The organism is Paenibacillus cineris (assembly GCF_018333335.1).
GTDB lineage: Bacteria > Bacillota > Bacilli > Paenibacillales > Paenibacillaceae > Paenibacillus_AQ > Paenibacillus_AQ favisporus.
The window spans coordinates 951,736-967,418 of sequence record NZ_BORU01000001.1 but is presented as its reverse complement, the minus strand read 5'-3'; the positions used below and the strand labels follow the sequence as shown (position 1 = coordinate 967,418).

The 15,683-nt window shown below is 55.1% G+C and carries 16 protein-coding genes and 1 tRNA gene; 8 read left to right on the top strand and 9 right to left on the bottom strand.

Annotation, left to right across the window (positions count from 1 at the left end):
- The first annotated feature begins 406 nt into the window (after nt 1-406).
- From KI379_RS04920 to KI379_RS04910, 3 genes are all read left to right on the top strand, one after another.
- Nucleotides 407-2,152: a DEAD/DEAH box helicase gene (locus tag KI379_RS04920; protein WP_373309528.1), complete on the top strand. Its 1,746-nt coding sequence runs from the start codon at nt 407-409 to the stop codon at nt 2,150-2,152.
- Nucleotides 2,152-3,093 carry a YqhG family protein gene (locus tag KI379_RS04915; protein ID WP_212982923.1) on the top strand — a complete coding sequence of 314 codons (942 nt, stop codon included), beginning with the start codon at nt 2,152-2,154 and terminating at the stop codon, nt 3,091-3,093. Before KI379_RS04920 ends, KI379_RS04915 begins: the two co-directional genes overlap by 1 nt.
- 141 nt (nt 3,094-3,234) lie before the next feature.
- Nucleotides 3,235-4,221 carry a hypothetical protein gene (locus KI379_RS04910; RefSeq protein WP_212982922.1) on the top strand — a complete coding sequence of 329 codons (987 nt, stop codon included), beginning with the start codon at nt 3,235-3,237 and terminating at the stop codon, nt 4,219-4,221.
- Between the two features lie 97 nt (nt 4,222-4,318).
- Here KI379_RS04910 and KI379_RS04905 read toward each other — a convergent pair whose 3' ends face one another.
- Nucleotides 4,319-4,537, bottom strand: a complete 219-nt coding sequence (locus KI379_RS04905; protein ID WP_076170208.1) for a YqzE family protein — start codon at nt 4,535-4,537, stop codon at nt 4,319-4,321.
- Nucleotides 4,538-4,758: 221 nt separating this feature from the next.
- Between KI379_RS04905 and KI379_RS04900 the strand changes: the two genes are divergently transcribed.
- Entirely contained in the window at nt 4,759-5,424 is a 666-nt protein-coding gene (locus KI379_RS04900) for an N-acetylmuramoyl-L-alanine amidase (protein ID WP_373309582.1), read from the top strand.
- Here KI379_RS04900 and KI379_RS04895 read toward each other — a convergent pair.
- Together KI379_RS04895 and KI379_RS04890 are read right to left on the bottom strand one after the other, a co-directional pair.
- Nucleotides 5,399-6,307: a divergent polysaccharide deacetylase family protein gene (locus tag KI379_RS04895; protein WP_244879191.1), complete on the bottom strand. Its 909-nt coding sequence runs from the start codon at nt 6,305-6,307 to the stop codon at nt 5,399-5,401. The two genes, KI379_RS04900 and KI379_RS04895, sit on opposite strands and share 26 nt — an antisense overlap.
- A gap of 174 nt (nt 6,308-6,481) precedes the next feature.
- Nucleotides 6,482-6,566: transfer RNA gene (locus KI379_RS04890), tRNA-Leu, on the bottom strand.
- Nucleotides 6,567-6,769: 203 nt separating this feature from the next.
- Here KI379_RS04890 and KI379_RS04885 point away from each other — a divergent pair.
- Entirely contained in the window at nt 6,770-7,231 is a 462-nt protein-coding gene (locus KI379_RS04885; RefSeq protein WP_076170211.1) for a hypothetical protein, read from the top strand.
- Nucleotides 7,232-7,289: 58 nt separating this feature from the next.
- On the opposite strand, the gene KI379_RS04880 is transcribed toward KI379_RS04885, so the two are convergent.
- From KI379_RS04880 to KI379_RS04865, 4 genes are all read right to left on the bottom strand, one after another.
- Nucleotides 7,290-7,505: a hypothetical protein gene (locus KI379_RS04880; RefSeq protein WP_076170212.1), complete on the bottom strand. Its 216-nt coding sequence runs from the start codon at nt 7,503-7,505 to the stop codon at nt 7,290-7,292.
- Nucleotides 7,506-7,878: 373 nt separating this feature from the next.
- Entirely contained in the window at nt 7,879-8,208 is a 330-nt protein-coding gene (locus KI379_RS04875) for a hypothetical protein (RefSeq protein WP_076170213.1), read from the bottom strand.
- Between the two features lie 118 nt (nt 8,209-8,326).
- Nucleotides 8,327-8,899, bottom strand: coding sequence for a xanthine phosphoribosyltransferase (locus KI379_RS04870; RefSeq protein ID WP_076170214.1), 573 nt, complete (start codon nt 8,897-8,899; stop codon nt 8,327-8,329).
- A gap of 91 nt (nt 8,900-8,990) precedes the next feature.
- Nucleotides 8,991-9,581, bottom strand: coding sequence for a DedA family protein (locus tag KI379_RS04865; RefSeq protein ID WP_076170215.1), 591 nt, complete (start codon nt 9,579-9,581; stop codon nt 8,991-8,993).
- A 185-nt stretch (nt 9,582-9,766) separates the two neighbouring features.
- Between KI379_RS04865 and KI379_RS04860 the strand changes: the two genes are divergently transcribed.
- Nucleotides 9,767-10,795, top strand: coding sequence for a YkvI family membrane protein (locus tag KI379_RS04860; RefSeq protein WP_076170216.1), 1,029 nt, complete (start codon nt 9,767-9,769; stop codon nt 10,793-10,795).
- Nucleotides 10,796-10,870: 75 nt separating this feature from the next.
- Here the strand turns inward: KI379_RS04860 and KI379_RS04855 are convergent, their stop codons facing one another.
- Nucleotides 10,871-11,998 (bottom strand): glycosyltransferase family 4 protein, encoded by a 1,128-nt coding sequence (locus tag KI379_RS04855; protein ID WP_076170217.1) that lies wholly within the window; start codon nt 11,996-11,998, stop codon nt 10,871-10,873.
- Nucleotides 11,999-12,287: 289 nt separating this feature from the next.
- On the opposite strand from KI379_RS04855, the gene KI379_RS04850 reads away from it, so the two are divergent.
- Both KI379_RS04850 and KI379_RS04845 read left to right on the top strand, forming a co-directional pair.
- A complete protein-coding gene (locus tag KI379_RS04850) occupies nt 12,288-13,298 on the top strand; it encodes a GGDEF domain-containing protein (RefSeq protein ID WP_244879343.1) in 1,011 nt (336 codons plus the stop codon).
- A 43-nt stretch (nt 13,299-13,341) separates the two neighbouring features.
- Nucleotides 13,342-14,739, top strand: coding sequence for an RsmB/NOP family class I SAM-dependent RNA methyltransferase (locus KI379_RS04845; RefSeq protein WP_076170219.1), 1,398 nt, complete (start codon nt 13,342-13,344; stop codon nt 14,737-14,739).
- Between the two features lie 86 nt (nt 14,740-14,825).
- Here the strand turns inward: KI379_RS04845 and KI379_RS04840 are convergent, their stop codons facing one another.
- Nucleotides 14,826-15,626, bottom strand: a complete 801-nt coding sequence (locus KI379_RS04840) for a Cof-type HAD-IIB family hydrolase (RefSeq protein WP_076170220.1) — start codon at nt 15,624-15,626, stop codon at nt 14,826-14,828.
- Nucleotides 15,627-15,683: the final 57 nt, after the last annotated feature.

Below are 15,683 nucleotides of genomic sequence, written 5' to 3'. Positions count from 1 at the left end.
TAGTTCCGATCAGCGGATGATGTCGGTCTGCCGACTGCGCTAAAAGTGCCGGTTCACTTCCGGGAAAGGCCTGTATGTAGCCGGGTTCCTTCCATTCAATAAACGAAATATCCCCATTTAAAACGCAAATCCGCTCGTCATGTACCATATATTGTGTGCATTGATGATTATACTATACCACATATTGTTACTCCACGCCTTAATCCTGAAATTTAGACCATGAAAGCTCTTCACTCTGGGACAACCTTTGCTTTTCTCCGCCAATCTCACTTTTTTGCTTCGGTTCCTTTGAAAAAAATTGTGAAAATCAGCGGATGCCTCCATCCATACGGAGGTTATGAACTCTCCGGTTTACGTGCATACTACTGTTACGCGAGATTACGAACCTATGAAGGAGGTACAAGGCTTGAAAACTTCTCATCTCGGTAGCGGGGCGCAGGCCGGGGACCTTCCTGTTCCCCTGAATATTGACCGCAGCTGGCTGGATAACCTCGAATCCCGCCTGGATAAAGGCGGCCCCTGGGGTGACTTCCGGCTGTTTCAGCTGGCCGTTCAGGGCGAAGAGGCGCGGCTTGTGACGAGCTTTGACGAGCTGCAGTGTGTGAAGCATTTGCAGGACCTGTCCCCCCTTCCCCATCAGATCGACACGGCGCGGAGGGTGCTGTTTGAGATGTCCGGCAGAGCCATTCTGGCCGATGAGGTCGGACTGGGCAAGACGATCGAAGCAGGACTCATTTTAAAAGAATACATGGTGCGCGGGCTGGTATCCAAAGTGCTGATTCTGGTACCCGCCTCCCTGGTGCTCCAGTGGGTCCGCGAGCTGAACAGCAAATTCGGCATCCCGGCGGTCGCGCAGAAAAAGGCTTATTCCTGGCATTCCGACGTCGTCGTCGCCTCCATGGATACCGCCAAGCGCGAGCCCCACAAGGACATGCTGATGGAACAGGAATACGACATGCTCATTATCGACGAGGCGCACAAACTGAAGAACAAGAAAACGACGAACTATCAATTTATCCAGAAGCTGCGGAAAAAGTACTGCCTGCTGCTGACTGCGACGCCGGTTCAAAACGATATGAGCGAGCTCTTCAACCTTATTACGCTGCTGAAGCCCGGCCAGCTCGGGCGGCAGGGGGATTTTGCAGCCAACTTCGTCGTCGGCAAACGGCAGGCGAAAAACGAGGGTCAGCTCCGGGACGTGCTCGCCAAGGTGATGATCCGAAACCGGCGCGGCGAAGGCCCGGTGCAGTTCACCAAACGGACGGTGCGCAACGTCAGCCTGCAGCTCTCTCCGGAGGAGCAGGCGCTGTACGACGGTGTAACTTCTTTCGTCAAGAACCAGTACAAAGCGTCCGGGGGCAACCTAAGCAGCATGCTGTCCCTTGTCACGCTGCAGCGCGAGGTGTGCAGCAGCCGGGACGCGGTGTTCCTGACCCTCGTGAACCTGTCGAAGAAGATTCCGGACGACTCCCCACTCACCGCCGAGGTGTGGGAGCTGGTGAACGCAATCCGGAACATCAAAGCGAACACGAAGGCCGAAAAGACGATCGAGCTGATCAAGGACATGAACGAAAAGGTCATCGTGTTTACGGAATACCGGGCGACGCAGGAATACCTGCTGCAGTATTTTCAAAAGCACGGCTTGTCCTGTGTACCGTACCGCGGCGGAATGAACCGGGGCAAAAAGGACTGGATGATGGACCTGTTCCGCGGCCGGGCCCAGGTCATGATCGCCACCGAAGCCGGCGGCGAGGGCATCAACCTGCAGTTCTGCCACCATATGATCAATTTTGACCTGCCATGGAACCCGATGCGGGTGGAGCAGCGGATTGGCCGCGTCCACCGGCTCGGGCAGCAGAACGATGTGAAGATCTACAACCTGTCCACCACCGGAACGATCGAGGAGCATATCCTGAACCTGCTGCACGAAAAAATCAACATGTTCGAGACGGTCATCGGCGGCCTGGATGTCATTCTGGAGCGTTTCGAGAAAAAGGAATCGTTCGAGAAAAGCCTGTACAAGCTGTTCCTCGAGTCGGAGTCGGATGAGGAAATCCGCAGTAAGGTCAGCTCGCTCGGGCAGTCGCTTGACCAGATCAAGCGCGAGATCGAATACGAAGATGCGGAAACCGTCATTGAGGAGGAAGCTTGATGAGCCTGTCCCCGCAGGAAGTTCAGAAGCAAGTGCTAACTTATCTGGAAACGACCGAATGCAGCATTATCGAGAAGTCCCCTTATCACGTGACCGTCAAACTGTCACCGCAGGCGGACAAGCAGCTGACCAACCGCCCCTACTACTGGGGCTTTATTGAACGGACTGGGGCGGAGCCGGAGACTCTCTCCTACACCTTCGTCTTTGCCCCGGACCAATATAACGAACAGGTGGCCAAAACCCCGCCCCCTTCAGCGCAGCCTCAGCCGCAGGACAGCATTCTGTCGAGGTATTTCGGGGTGAATCCGGCAGGGCCGCGGATCGGCCCGGGGCGGATTCCCCGCGAAGACGTCACATACGGCAGCAGCCGGCTGCAGCAAATTTGGGCCGTAGCCCGGCAGGAGGGCTCCTGCGTGTATCTGTTTGAGCAGCCGGGCCCTTTGCAGCGGGAGACGCTGTTCTCCGCCCCCTACGAGCCTTGGCTGGGCGTCTGCTTCAAGGTCGAGATGACCTGCGACGTGAAGAAAGAAGCGCTCCACTTCATCGGCATCTCGCTGGTGACGGGGCAGATCGACCAACAGTTTGCCCAGCGACTGGAGAAGCTTCAACTCGGGCCGCGGCTGCCCGAGAATATCCATATCCAGCCGGGAAGCCTCTCGCTCGCGGGCGCGGCCAATCTGCTGGAGAAGCATATGAAGGATCAGCTGGCGGGCGAGGATTACAGCTGGGCGGAAGCCGCAAGGGAGCGCCTTAGGGATGAGCTTGCGGTGATCGACATGTATTACGAAGACCTCCTCAAGGAAACCGAGGAGGAGAAGCTTACGGCCATCCGGGAGCAATACGACAACCGGCGCAGCGAAATGACATGGCAGTATGAACCTAAGGTGAACCTGTCCGCCATAACCTGCGGTCTGTTTCACTTAAGATCCATCCGTCCATGAGCATTTGACCTCCCTCGCTAAAAGAAGGCAAAAAAAGACCCGTGCCCGCGCCCCAAAGCCCGACACCTTGCAACAGCCTTTTTACGGCTTGTCCGATACAATGATGTCAATAAAGCTCTGAAATCGAGGAGGGTGAATGTGGTGAGGATGGTATCTCTCGCTTTAAAAGTGACGGCGTTGACCTGTGCCGTCAGCTGCGCCTGGCCGGCCTGGAGTCCTGCGGTCCCGCAATCGGCCGCAGCGGTCGGCATCGCTGCCGCCAAGGCGGCAAGCCCCGCGCGGGCTGCCTTGCTTCGGATCGCAGCGGGATCGGACATGCAGGCGGTGCCCGCGCCGCTGGAGAGCTTTGCCGGCTCCGTCGTCCGCGAGCTGTCCGCGCAGTCCGAGTTTCAGCAGTGGGACGGCGCCGCCATCGACTATTACCCGCTAGGGCCCGGCACCCACAGCTGGCTTGCGGTCGTTTCAAAGGATAGCAAGCAGCTGGGATATTTAATATTCACCGCCAGGGAGGAAGGCGGATATATGCTCAGCGAGTACGGCAGCGGTCCAGCCATCCCTTACAGCAGCGATGCGCTTCATGACCGGCTGGCTGAGGATGGCCTTATTCCCGATCACCCCGGCCTCCCCGCAAACGTTCAAATTCAAGCTCAATATTCGGCAATGCTGCCGGTTTGGAAAGTGACCCTGCCCGGCAAGCCGGCGATGTACATCAATGCGCTGACCTTGGAGCTTCTGCCGGCAAATGCCGTTTCCGCCAGCACCGCCTCCGTTTCTAAGACGGCGGTCGTTACCAATCAGAACGGTCTCCGGCTCGAGGCATCGTCACCTGCTGCGAAGATAGATAGTAATGATCCTTATGACGACCTGCTCTGGATGACCTCCCCCCGGCTGAACATCCGCCGCGGAGACGATCTGCTGAAAGCCGTCGCATCCGGCGGCAGCCTGATCTTCACCGCTCCCGGCCGTAACGCGTCCTATGGGGCTCCCTTTGCGGTAAGCGGAATTCAGACATGGTCCCCGGCCGCAGGCGCTCCTGCGGTCAGCTACGCGGCCACAGGACGTGCCGGAACCCGGTACCTCCCTGTCTCCATGCTGATGGCTGCCGGAGAATTTCATGCCCGCCCCTAGATCTCCTGCATGATTATCTGTTCCTGCCCTTATCGCGTTTCATTCCCAAAAAGAAGCGGACCTCGTATCCCACGAGGTCCGCTTCTTTCATTTTCGTTCAGTCATGAAGATTCCGCATCTTGATTTTTCGCCGCTTCGGATGGCGTTTGTCAGCCGTCCGGCCTCCCCATTGGGACAATCCGAACGGGATCATGCCGAACCATTTGACCGTCCACGGCTCTTTATATTTTTGCTTCCTTCGTTCTTCCTTGGGTGTTTCCATGTAGCTGACGACGCGCTCTGTAATGTATTTTACAAGTTCATCTCCACTGGCCATTTCCATTCCCCCCACAATGCCAAATTACAGCTCTGCTATGCTCTTAGTTTGCACAGAGATACGGTAATCTAAACGGAGGAATGCGGACGGTGCATTATTTACCGTTTATTGCACATTCTAACTTCGACATCAATTTTTCGCTCCAATCCCGTTTAACGAAAGGAGGGCCATCCTTTATGCCTATCAAAAGCTTGATCGCCGCCATCCTCCTGATCCCGGCAATGTTGTACACAGGCAGCTCGTCCGCTTGGGCCGCTGGCCCCGGTGACCAAAGTACGACCGCCTATCCGGAGCATCCGGCTTTTCCGCATGAAGTGATTATCGTGGATGCAGGACATGGCGGTGTTGACGGAGGGACTTCATTTCAGAACATTCTGGAAAAGGACATTAACCTCGCCATCGCCCAGAAGCTGTTTATGCTTCTGCGCAGCCAGGGGTACGACGCGGTCTTGAACCGGACGGCTGACTACGCTCTCAGCGACGACAATCACTGGCTCCGCAGCTCTTCCCGCCATAAACGCGATCTCGCGCAGCGGAAGGAGTTAAGCCATCAGCTGCCGACCCTGATCGTCGTGAGTCTTCACGTCAATTGGGGCCGCAATCCTTCAAAGAACGGGGCACTTGTGCTTCACCAGAACGAAGGGCGCAGCGTCCTGCTTGCGGACAGCATTCAGCAGCAGCTTAACCCGCTGTACCAGACGAAGGGAAGCATCCGGCTGGGAAGCCCGTTTTATCTGCTGAACCAGGTCAAAGATCCTGCGGTTATCGTTGAGACCGGATTTCTCAGCAATGCCGCAGACCGGGCGATGCTGTGCAATCGGCGCGGGCAGCTCAAGATCGCGCAGGCCATCGCGAACGGAATCAGCTATTATTTGACGGCAATATAGGCGCCGGCTTCCAATCCCAGATATCCCGGACGAGATCGCTGATTCCTACAAAAGATACGGAATTCTGCATACCGGTGATGCTTTGGCGAATGGCCTCCGCCGTCTTTTTCCCCTGCACGCCGACATGCCCGATCGTTACACAGTTCTGATGTTCACTCGCCCAGGTTTCAACGGCTTTCATTTGTTTGCTGACATGGCTGACGGTGTGCCGGTCGTCCAGAAATATGTTATTGGCCACCGGAGGCATTCCCATCTGAACGGCCAGCTTGCCGACAACGGAATGGTAGTTGGTCTTGCTGTCCACGAAGAACAACCCGCGTTCGCGGCAGACCTCCAGCACGATGGACATGATCCGTTCGTCTCCGGTAATCTTCGATCCCATATGATTGTTCATGCCGACCGCATACGGCACGTTGTCGATGGCCTCCTCCACCCGTTTGCGAATCTCCTCATTGCTCATATTGGAGGTAATGGCACCGGGACCTAGCCACTTGGGATTGCCCTGCTTGGGCTCCATCGGCATATGGACAATGACGTCATGCCCCTGTTTATGGGCCAGCTCCGCGTCGGTTTTACTGGTAGGAAGAAACGGCATGATGGCCACGGTCAGCTTAATCGGCAGGGACAGCATTTCTTCGGTTCCCCCTTGCCCGTTCCCGAAGTCGTCGATGATGATCGCAACCTTTTTATCCGGCTTCATGTCACTTTGCCGCTGGTCTGCCCCGGGCTCCTCCGCTTGCTCGTTGAAGACCCGCTCCGCCGCCAGTGATCGTTCCCCATCCGCGAGGGCGGTTTGATCAGAAAGCGCAACCGTAAGCGCCAGTCCCGCTGCCGCAATATTCCGCCAGCCGCGATGCAGCTTATTGAAAGATGATGTACTCAAGCAACTTCCTCCTTTACTCGGTATCTCCACGATGTGGTTTCATTGTTTGAGGAAGTTGGAGGAATTATGTATAGCAAAAATCCCCGCTACTCCCCTCTCAGGAAAGTACCGGAAATAACAAATAACACAAAAAGGCGTCCCCGTTGTTCAAAACGGGAACGCCTTATGTATGTATGCGGTCGAGAGGACTCGAACCTCCACGGGGGGTTAGCCCACACGGACCTGAACCGTGCGCGTCTGCCAATTCCGCCACGACCGCAAATCGGTCGGTCACTCTTTGAAAGATTCAATCTTTCGCGGCGACAAGATAGATCATACCATGCTGGACAGGTATAGTCAACACTTTTTCAAAAAAAGTTTAATCTCCTCTTCATTCTGAACAATTTCCAGTTCCTATCTCTTGAATAATCCAAGCATTTGCGGGTAAAATAAGAACATAAGTTCGTACAGGTGGTGATATGTATGGCAGCACCCGGCATGACGTCGGAAGAAGCATCGCTGATTAAGAGTTATCTGCTCCTGATTTTTATTCATAAAGTTTTCGAACGGGACATTCGGATTATGGAGGAGAGCGGCGTATTCAAGACCCCCCAGTTGTATTCGGAACTGATTGTGAACGGCGACCGGCAGGCCGGCACGCTGCTCGCTGAAGTCAAGCGGGAAATGAGAAGACGCAAGATCCGGATCCTTCGAATCTTACAAGATGATACCGGGGTCAGGGCGGAATATTCCTGCAGAGGCTATACCGACGAAATGAATATCCTATGGCCGGCTTTTCGTAACGAAATGCTCGTTCGGATGAGAGTGTATCTCGGGCTGGATCCTTTCTCTCCCGAAGACCGTTCTCTCCTTCCCGTCTCTTCTTTTACTCACCATATGGACCACCCCGCTGCTCCCTATTTTCAGGAGGGCTCCAAACCATAAGAGCCGCCTGGAGTCCCCCCATGTGAACCAAGGGGAACCGAACCAGACGGCTCTGCTATTATTCCAGAGGGCTTTGACGCGGAGCGCTCGCAGGCTGGAACAAGTAGTTCCGGTCCAGCTTGACCACTTTGCGGTTGCGGCGGCGGATCAGCACCTGGCTGCCGTCCCAAGCCACAACAATCCCGGTTACATCATTGCTTTCGATGCCGTCGCGAACCACCCGGACCTGCTCTCCGGATTGGCGGTACGCATCCAATTCCTCATCGCTGATCATCTCCAATCCTCCTTTGCTTCTGAAGCAATCTCTTCATGTAGTGAACATGGATAAGTATATGCTTTTCCCGCATATCTTACAATGGAATCGGTGTGTACCGACCTTTATCAGACACAAGACTGAGCGGGTTCAATGGCATTTTTCGTTAAAGTCATCCGGCATGATTAAGAAAAACGTCTATCGACGTACCTTCAAAGAAGACAGACCGCGTTTAAAGGTAATTTTTCTTGCAATATCAGGAAACAATGCTCTGGCGTTTATACTTTTCTGATATTATAAGAAAGGACCAGCAGCCAATCGGCCGCTGATCCTGAATGTGTTGGTATAAAGGTGTGTATATTAATCAACTGAACCTCTCGGTGACGCTCAGCAATTAACGTTGTGCGTGTTCTTTACTGTCGTTCTTCTCGTACCAATAATCGAGCACCGTCGACGACATCACTCGTTTTTCCAGATATTCAACTTGATGAGGGGTAAACAATTCCTTCCAGGAGAAGTCTAGCTCATCACACATGCCCACGATGGTCAGCAGTTCTGACCAGGCCACGTAACGTTTATACCAAAAAAACTGAGGATGCTCTATAATATAGGGATAGAGGTCATCGAATTCGGTATGCTTGCAATCAAGCGCTCTTTCAAAGTGATCCTTTGCTTTGGCCAATTTATCAATGAAATACTGTTCGGTTACCGGTTCTTTCCCCATTGTGCTGCCTCCCCTCATGATCATCTAATACATATTATAAGCCAAAAGACGGCCGGTTGAAAGAAATTGTTTCGATTTATCCGCGGAAAATGCGGCGAAACGGGCTTTCATCCCGGGGTTAATCGGCAAAAGTGATGACGCCGCCTTCGAGCGACTGGATACGGACGAGCGGTTCAATACTTATGCCCTGCTCCCGGATGGTCCGGGCTCCTGCCTGAAAGCACTTCTCTATGACGACACCAAGGCCGACCAATTCCGCGCCGGAGCGTTCGATAATTTTGATAAGCCCCCGCGCAGCATCTCCGTTTGCAATGATGTCATCGATAAAGAGCACTTTATCCTGTTCGCTGATATAATGACGCGACAGCATAATATCCGTCACGATCCCTTTGGTAAACGAAGGAACCCGTTCGCAAAGAGCGTCCGGATCGGCCAGCAGCGTCTTCTTGCGGCGGGCGAACACCAGCGGCACGCCAAGCTCGTAAGCCGTCGCAAAGGCCACCGCAATCCCGGACGATTCCACGGTAACGACCCGGGTCACACCGGCTTCGGCAAACCGGGATGCAAACTCTTTTCCCATCTCCATCGTCAGCTGCGGATCCACCTGGTGATTAAGCAGACCGTCCAAGTTCAGCACCTGATCCGAAACGATGACGCCTTCTTGTAAAATTCGTTCTTTTAACTTATCCATTTCAATAGCCCCCCACGCCGTTCCTTTGACGTAAAAGTAACATATCTTGGGCTCCCACTTCAAGGGGAAACTCCATACATAACTTCAAATGTCAGCGTTTCTTCCACCGAAGCAAGCCAATGGCCGCTCCGAGTGCAAGAAGAGCCGCAAGCAGCGCGATCCGGATCGTGGTGTGCGTCATCCTCCCGGCAATTTCGCTCCAATGATATCCAACGGCATGTCCGATCAGCATAAAGATGGTGCACCACAAGGCGGCACCTACTCCCGCATACACCACATAAGCCCTGACAGGAAGTTTCGTCGTCCCCGCGATATACGAAGATAAATGCCGGAGTCCCGGCACGAAGTAGCCGACGATAATGCTTAGTGATCCATAACGCCTGAACCACTTCTCCGCCCCAGCCAGCCGCTCCGGAGTCATTCTTACCCATTTTCCATACCGGTGAAGCAGGGGTTCCCCGACCAGACGTCCAAGAGAATAGCTGATCATCATCCCGGTCATGCTTCCCAGAAAAGTGACGGCCAGCGCGCCGGCAAAGTTGAACTCCCCCCTCGCGGCCATCCCCCCGAAAGCAACAATCAGCGTTTCGTCAGGCACCGGAATACCCAGAATGCCCAGGGCCAGCAAAAAGTACATGGCGGCATACCCGTAATGGGCAATGTAAAAGGTAATCCCTGCCATACCAAAGCCTCTCTTTCCTATCGGTGTGTCTATTCGTCCATTCGAACGCAGCCGCTCACGGGAAACGCCTGATGGACTGCTTTCATGAGACATGGACAGGTTCCAGTCATGTCCTACCTCTAAACATCATAACCTGTAGTACAGGCAGGACACAAACCGGACTGCTTGGAGCAGGGAGGATAACGATGAAGAACGGGATCAGGGTACTTCAAATTGCTTTTACATATATCGGAACCATTGTGGGTGCAGGCTTTGCGACCGGACAGGAGATCCTGCAGTTTTTTACCCAATACGGCAAATGGGCGACGCTGACGATTCTGCTGTCCACCGCCCTGTTTATTTGGCTTGGGACCAAGATTATGATCATTTCACGGCGGATATCGGCCAGATCCTATGAGGATTTCAACAAGCATTTGTTCGGGGACCGGGCCGGGGGAGTGATCAGCATCGTGATGATGTTCGTGCTCATCTGCGTAAACAGCGTCATGTTGGCGGGAGCCGGCTCCGTTTTCGTCGAGCATTTACACCTTCATTATCAGACAGGCCTGATCATCACTCTGGTCGGATCCTATGTCTTGCTCACCCGGGGAATGAACGCTATCGTGCAGATGAACAGCATTGTCGTCCCCTTGATGCTGACGTTGTCTTTGGCCATTATTTTCAATACGATCCGCATGCCGGGGGCAGACAGCTTCCTGCGGATTACGACCGACCATCATTTTACGGCGGTATGGACCTCTCCGCTCCTGTATACAGCCTTCAATCTCGTTATGGCGCAAGCGGTGCTGGTCCCCCTTGGAAGCAAGACGGACAGCCATACGGTGGTTAAATGGGGAGGCATTCTGGGGGGCGTCGGCGTCGGGTTCATGCTGCTGGCCGCGCATGTTGCCATGTCCGCCCACATGCCGGGCATCCGGCAGTACGAAATCCCGATGGGCAGCATCGCCAGCAACCTGGGCACCGCGATCCAGCTGATTTATGTGATGCTGATCTTTTTAGAGATCTTCAGCACCTTCGTCGCCGACATCTACGGGGTCACCCTTCAGCTGCAGCAGCATCTTCCTTTGCCGCCAAAGCTTCTGATCGTCTGCGTCATGTTCATCTGCTTTCTGCTGAGCCAGATCGGATTCAGCTCCCTGCTGTCCGTGCTGTACCCGATTATCGGCGCGCTGTGCCTGATATTGGTGCTGAAGCTGATGTTCATATCCAAATGACAGAGCCATGAAATAGAAAAAAGGCGGGAGCTGAATATCTCAGCACCTGCCTCTTTGAGTTGGACGGCCAGCACGCTACACCTTTTGATAAGATAAATAAATTTTCTTCAGTTCATTCACCGCATGCGTCAGGGAATATTGGCTCTTCGCCTTATCCCAGGCCGTCCGGGCGAGATCGTAGCGGTACATCGGGTCGGTGATGACCTTCTCAAGCGCTTCGCAGAGCGCGATCGGGTCCTCGGGCGGCACGAGCAGGCCGTTCACTCCGTCTTCGATCTGCTCCGGAATTCCGCCCACGTCGGTTCCTACCAGGGCCAGGCAGCTGAGCGCCGCTTCCGCAAAGACCGAACCAAAGGCTTCCGCTCTGGAAGGGAGCACGAAAATATCAAAAAACGGCATAAACTCTTCCGGATGCAGCGTGTATCCATAGAAAATAGTTTCGTTATAAATGCCAAGCTCTTTGGCAAGGCTCTCCAGCTCCGTGCGGAACGGTCCGTCTCCGATGATGTGCAGCACGTAGTCATGACCCTTCTTCTTAAGCTCGGCGCAGGCCTTCAGCAAAATATCCAGCCCTTTGGCGGGTACCAGGCGGCAGACCGTAATCAGCTGCGGCACCTCGTTCTCATGGGGAACCGGCTTGAAACGCTTTTCGTCAAAACCGTTCGGAATGACCCCAATCTTATCCGGATGGTCCACATAGTCCGACAAATAGCCGGCGAACGACCGGGAAACCGTCAGCATGCGTTGGCTCTTCTGCTCCAGCTCCCGATACAGCGATACGAGGAACCGATGCTCCGGCCCACCGTTCTTAATGCGTCCGTTCAATATTAATTCCCGTTCATAACTGGAGTGAATGGTCTGAATTAACGGCGTATCGGGAAAAACCTGCTTGGCGGCCAGCCCGGCGATGGGATGGTGCGCATGGATCAGGTCATACGGCTTCTGGATCCGCAGACGCGTCCACCACAAGTAATCCTTATACGTCTGAATATATTTTTGAACGACAGGGGAGTCCTTGAACTCGGTCCAATCGAAGGTGTCGAACACGACCTCCTCATGCCCCTTGTTGCGGATCCGTTTAGGAAGCCAAAACAGCTCCATATCCCATCTCGATGATTGGAATCGCTCCTGCATATACGGAATCATGGAGGATACTCCGCCCGGCTGCTCGGGTGGGAAAAAGAGGGCCTGTAACAATCTCATAATGGGAAAACCACCCCTTTCTGTAGGTCTCTTAGCTTTTCGGCATCTTGTAAATTATGATATATTAGAACATATGTTTCAGTAAAGTAAAACCGCTGATCCAAAGAATATTCAAGAGAGCAGGAGAACGATCCATGCCCTACTCTTCATTCTTATCCCCCATTGTACCGGGGATTGCCGCCGCATCAGGTTTATATATCATACTCATCATGCTGCTGATTTGTCTCACGATGTACAGCAGGCAGCGCAAAAAGCCTATCTCTACATGGTGGCGGCCTTTTTGTTCATTATGGCATACGAAGGGGTGAACATCCATTTCGCCTTCTCCGGATCGCTGAGGCAAGGGAATTATCCGGAAGGTGCCGATTGGCTTCTGGCCTTCTCCTTCCTCCTCCTCAACTTCGCTGTGTACCAGCTGTACCACCGGATGAACCGCAGGCTGCGGGCGCTCCTGATGGTCATGGCGCTTCTGTATGTCGTTCCGCTCCTGTCTCCCGGGTTTCTGGAAGGGGCCGGAAGCTGGCAGGCGGGTTATATAGACCTGTGCCAATTGGGCACCGTAATGATAGGGCTATTCGGCATGGCGCCTCGGGTTGGCCAGCGCAAGAAATATACCGCCGGATTGGCCGTCTATTTCGTCTACATTTTGGTCCATCTGCTGAACAACCTCATCCCCTTGGAAAAGACTTGGATTCCGGCGATCTGGATCTGGCTGCCGCTCTTGTTTTACACGCTCCTCTTTTTTATTTTGTTTACGCGGATCGTGGAGCAAATGCAGTCGATCTATCGCTCCTCCATTACCGACGGCTTGACCAATTTATACAACCGCCGCTTCTTTACGAGGCAGCTGAACCGTTACGTGGAACAAGGGCTGAAGGTCTCGCTGATCTTCTGCGACATCGACAACTTCAAGAAGCTGAACGATACCGAAGGCCATGCCAGAGCGGATCAGGTGCTGAAGCAGGTGGCCGCCATCATCGAGGAGGAAGTCGACGAAGCAGGCCTGGCCGGGCGGTACGGGGGCGAGGAGCTGGTAGCCCTCATCGTGGACAAAAGGGCCAAAGTCAGCCGGATCGCCGAGCAAATCCGGGCCCGGGTCGAAGCCGAAACGATCGTGACCCTGAGCGTCGGATACAGCGTCCTTCGCGCCGGCACGAACGCCGGTACGCTCATTTCGCAGGCGGATCAGGCCATGTACCGCTCGAAGACGACAGGCAAAAATAAAGTGACCGCATACCGATCTTCAAATCCGCCGGCAGCCGCCGGGACGGCCCCTTCGGCGGAAAGCGCGAATACATAGAAACCGCATCCATGATGATGTTGAATAAAGGAGTATGTAACGAATGAGTAAACAGGAACTCCCCGCAGCTTTTGTCAGACAGATGGAATCCCTGCTGGGAAGCGATACCGAAGCATTTCTTGACAGCTACGAGCGTCCGAGAACACATGGGCTCAGGTTCAACGGCTTGAAGCTTGCGGACGCACCGCAGCTGAAGGAGGCCGTCATCCGGGAGTTTAGCTTGACCCCGGTTCCTTGGTGCAGCACCGGCTACTATTACGGGGAGAACGTCCGGCCCGGCAAGCATCCGTACCACACAGCCGGCTTATATTACATCCAGGAACCGTCCGCTATGTCGGCTGTGGAGCTGCTCGATCCGCAGCCCGGCGAGACGATCTTGGACCTGGCCGCGGCGCCAGGCGGCAAGAGCACCCATATCTCCTCGAAAATGAAGGGCGAAGGGCTGCTCGTCTCGAACGAAATCCACCCGGAACGGGCGAAAATTTTGGCCGAGAACATCGAGCGTATGGGCGTTACTAACGCGGTGGTTACCAGCGCGGCGCCGGACGAGCTGTCGCGCCGTTTCCCGCAGGCTTTTGACCGGATCATGCTGGACGCCCCATGCTCGGGCGAAGGCATGTTCCGCAAGGACTCCGGGGCGATCGCGGAATGGACGCCGCAGCTGGTCGAGCTGTGCGCCGCCCGGCAGTGGGATATTTTGCAGGAGGCCTATGCCATGCTGAAACCCGGCGGTACGATGGCTTATTCAACCTGCACGTTTAACCGCAGCGAAAATGAAGACATGATGGAGCGCTTTACGGCTCATTATGCCGATATGGAAATCATCGCCATGAAGCGGCTGTGGCCGCATCGCGAGGCGGGGGAAGGGCATTTTGTCGCCCTCCTCCAGAAACGGGGCGAACCCAGCGGTGGCGGGCAGACCCTGGAGGCCTCGCCAAGCGAGCGGCAGCGGCCGCGAAGAAAAGGCCGCAGCGGAAACGGCAAGCCGGGAGCCGGCCTCCAGGACGCCCAGTCTGCGCTGAAGGCGTTCCAGGCTTGGGCGGATGAGGAGCTGCCGGACTTCGCGCTGCCGGCGGGTACGCCGATTCTGTTCGGCGAATCGCTGTACCTGCTTCCAGGCGGGGAGCTGCTGCAGGAACAGCAGCTCCAGGGCCTGAAAGTGCCGCGGGCGGGCCTCCACCTGGCCCACCTCAAGAAAAACCGGATCGAGCCGGCGCATGCGCTCGCCATGGCTCTCTCCCCGCAGCAGGCGGCCAAGCGCATCACGCTGGCCGCAGAGGACCCGCAGGTCTCCGCCTACCTGCGGGGCGAGACCCTTCAGGTCGATGCCTCCCTGAAGGGCTGGGTGCTCGCGGCCGTGGACGGCCTGCCGCTCGGCTGGGGCAAAGCCAGCGGCGGGCAGCTCAAAAACCACCTGCCCAAAGGCCTGCGGCAGCACTAGCCGCCCCGTAATCGGCCATCAACAGCAAAGAGCCTTCCTACGCCAGCGTGTACCAAGCTGAAGCCGTAGGAAGGCTCTTTTTTTCATTACGACAAACAGTATTTCAGCAGCGCCGCGTGCACGCCGTCCTCATTGTTCGAAGCCGTCACCTCATTAGCTGCGGCCTTAACCTCCAGCGGCGAGTTATCCATCGCCACGCCAAGGCCGGCGTAGGTGAGCATCGTAATGTCGTTATAATAGTTGCCGATTGCCAGAATCTCCTCCTGCCGGTAGCCGCGCCGCTCAGCGAGCTGCTTCAGGGCGTTCCCTTTGGACGCTTCCGGATGCATCAGGTCGACGAAGTATTCGCCGCTTCGCAGGATGTTAAATTCCGGCGTCCACGCCGCGATGTCCTGATGTACCTGGTCCATCGTGTCCGGCTGCCCAAACGCGGTGACCTTGACGATCGGATCACTCAGGTCATGCAGCGGCGGCAGAACCGACGGCAGCATCAGATAGTTTTCATACATGCTGCGCACTTCCACAGCCAGTCCCTCAACGTCGTCGACAAACATCTGAAACGCCGTATTAACGTCAAAATGCACGCCTTCCTTCCGGAAGTAATCCAGGTAAGGCACGATCGCCTTGGCGTCCATCGCGTATTGGTGAACCACTTCCCGGGTGTCCACCTTCACCGTCGCTGCCCCGTTATGGCTGATGACGTAGCCGGAGAGCCCCATCTGTTCCATAAACGGAATGGAATTTTGCGGTCCTCTCCCGGTGCACAGCACGATATCAGCGCCTTGACGCGCGGCCTCCTGAATCGTCTTCTGCGTCTGTTCGGTTACTTCATGCTCATCATTAAGCAGTGTGCCGTCGACATCCAATGCAATCAGTTTGTATTTCATGCTCCATCCATCCTTTGCCGTAATATCTCTATCTGTTCTAAAGCGAGCCGGTCTTTG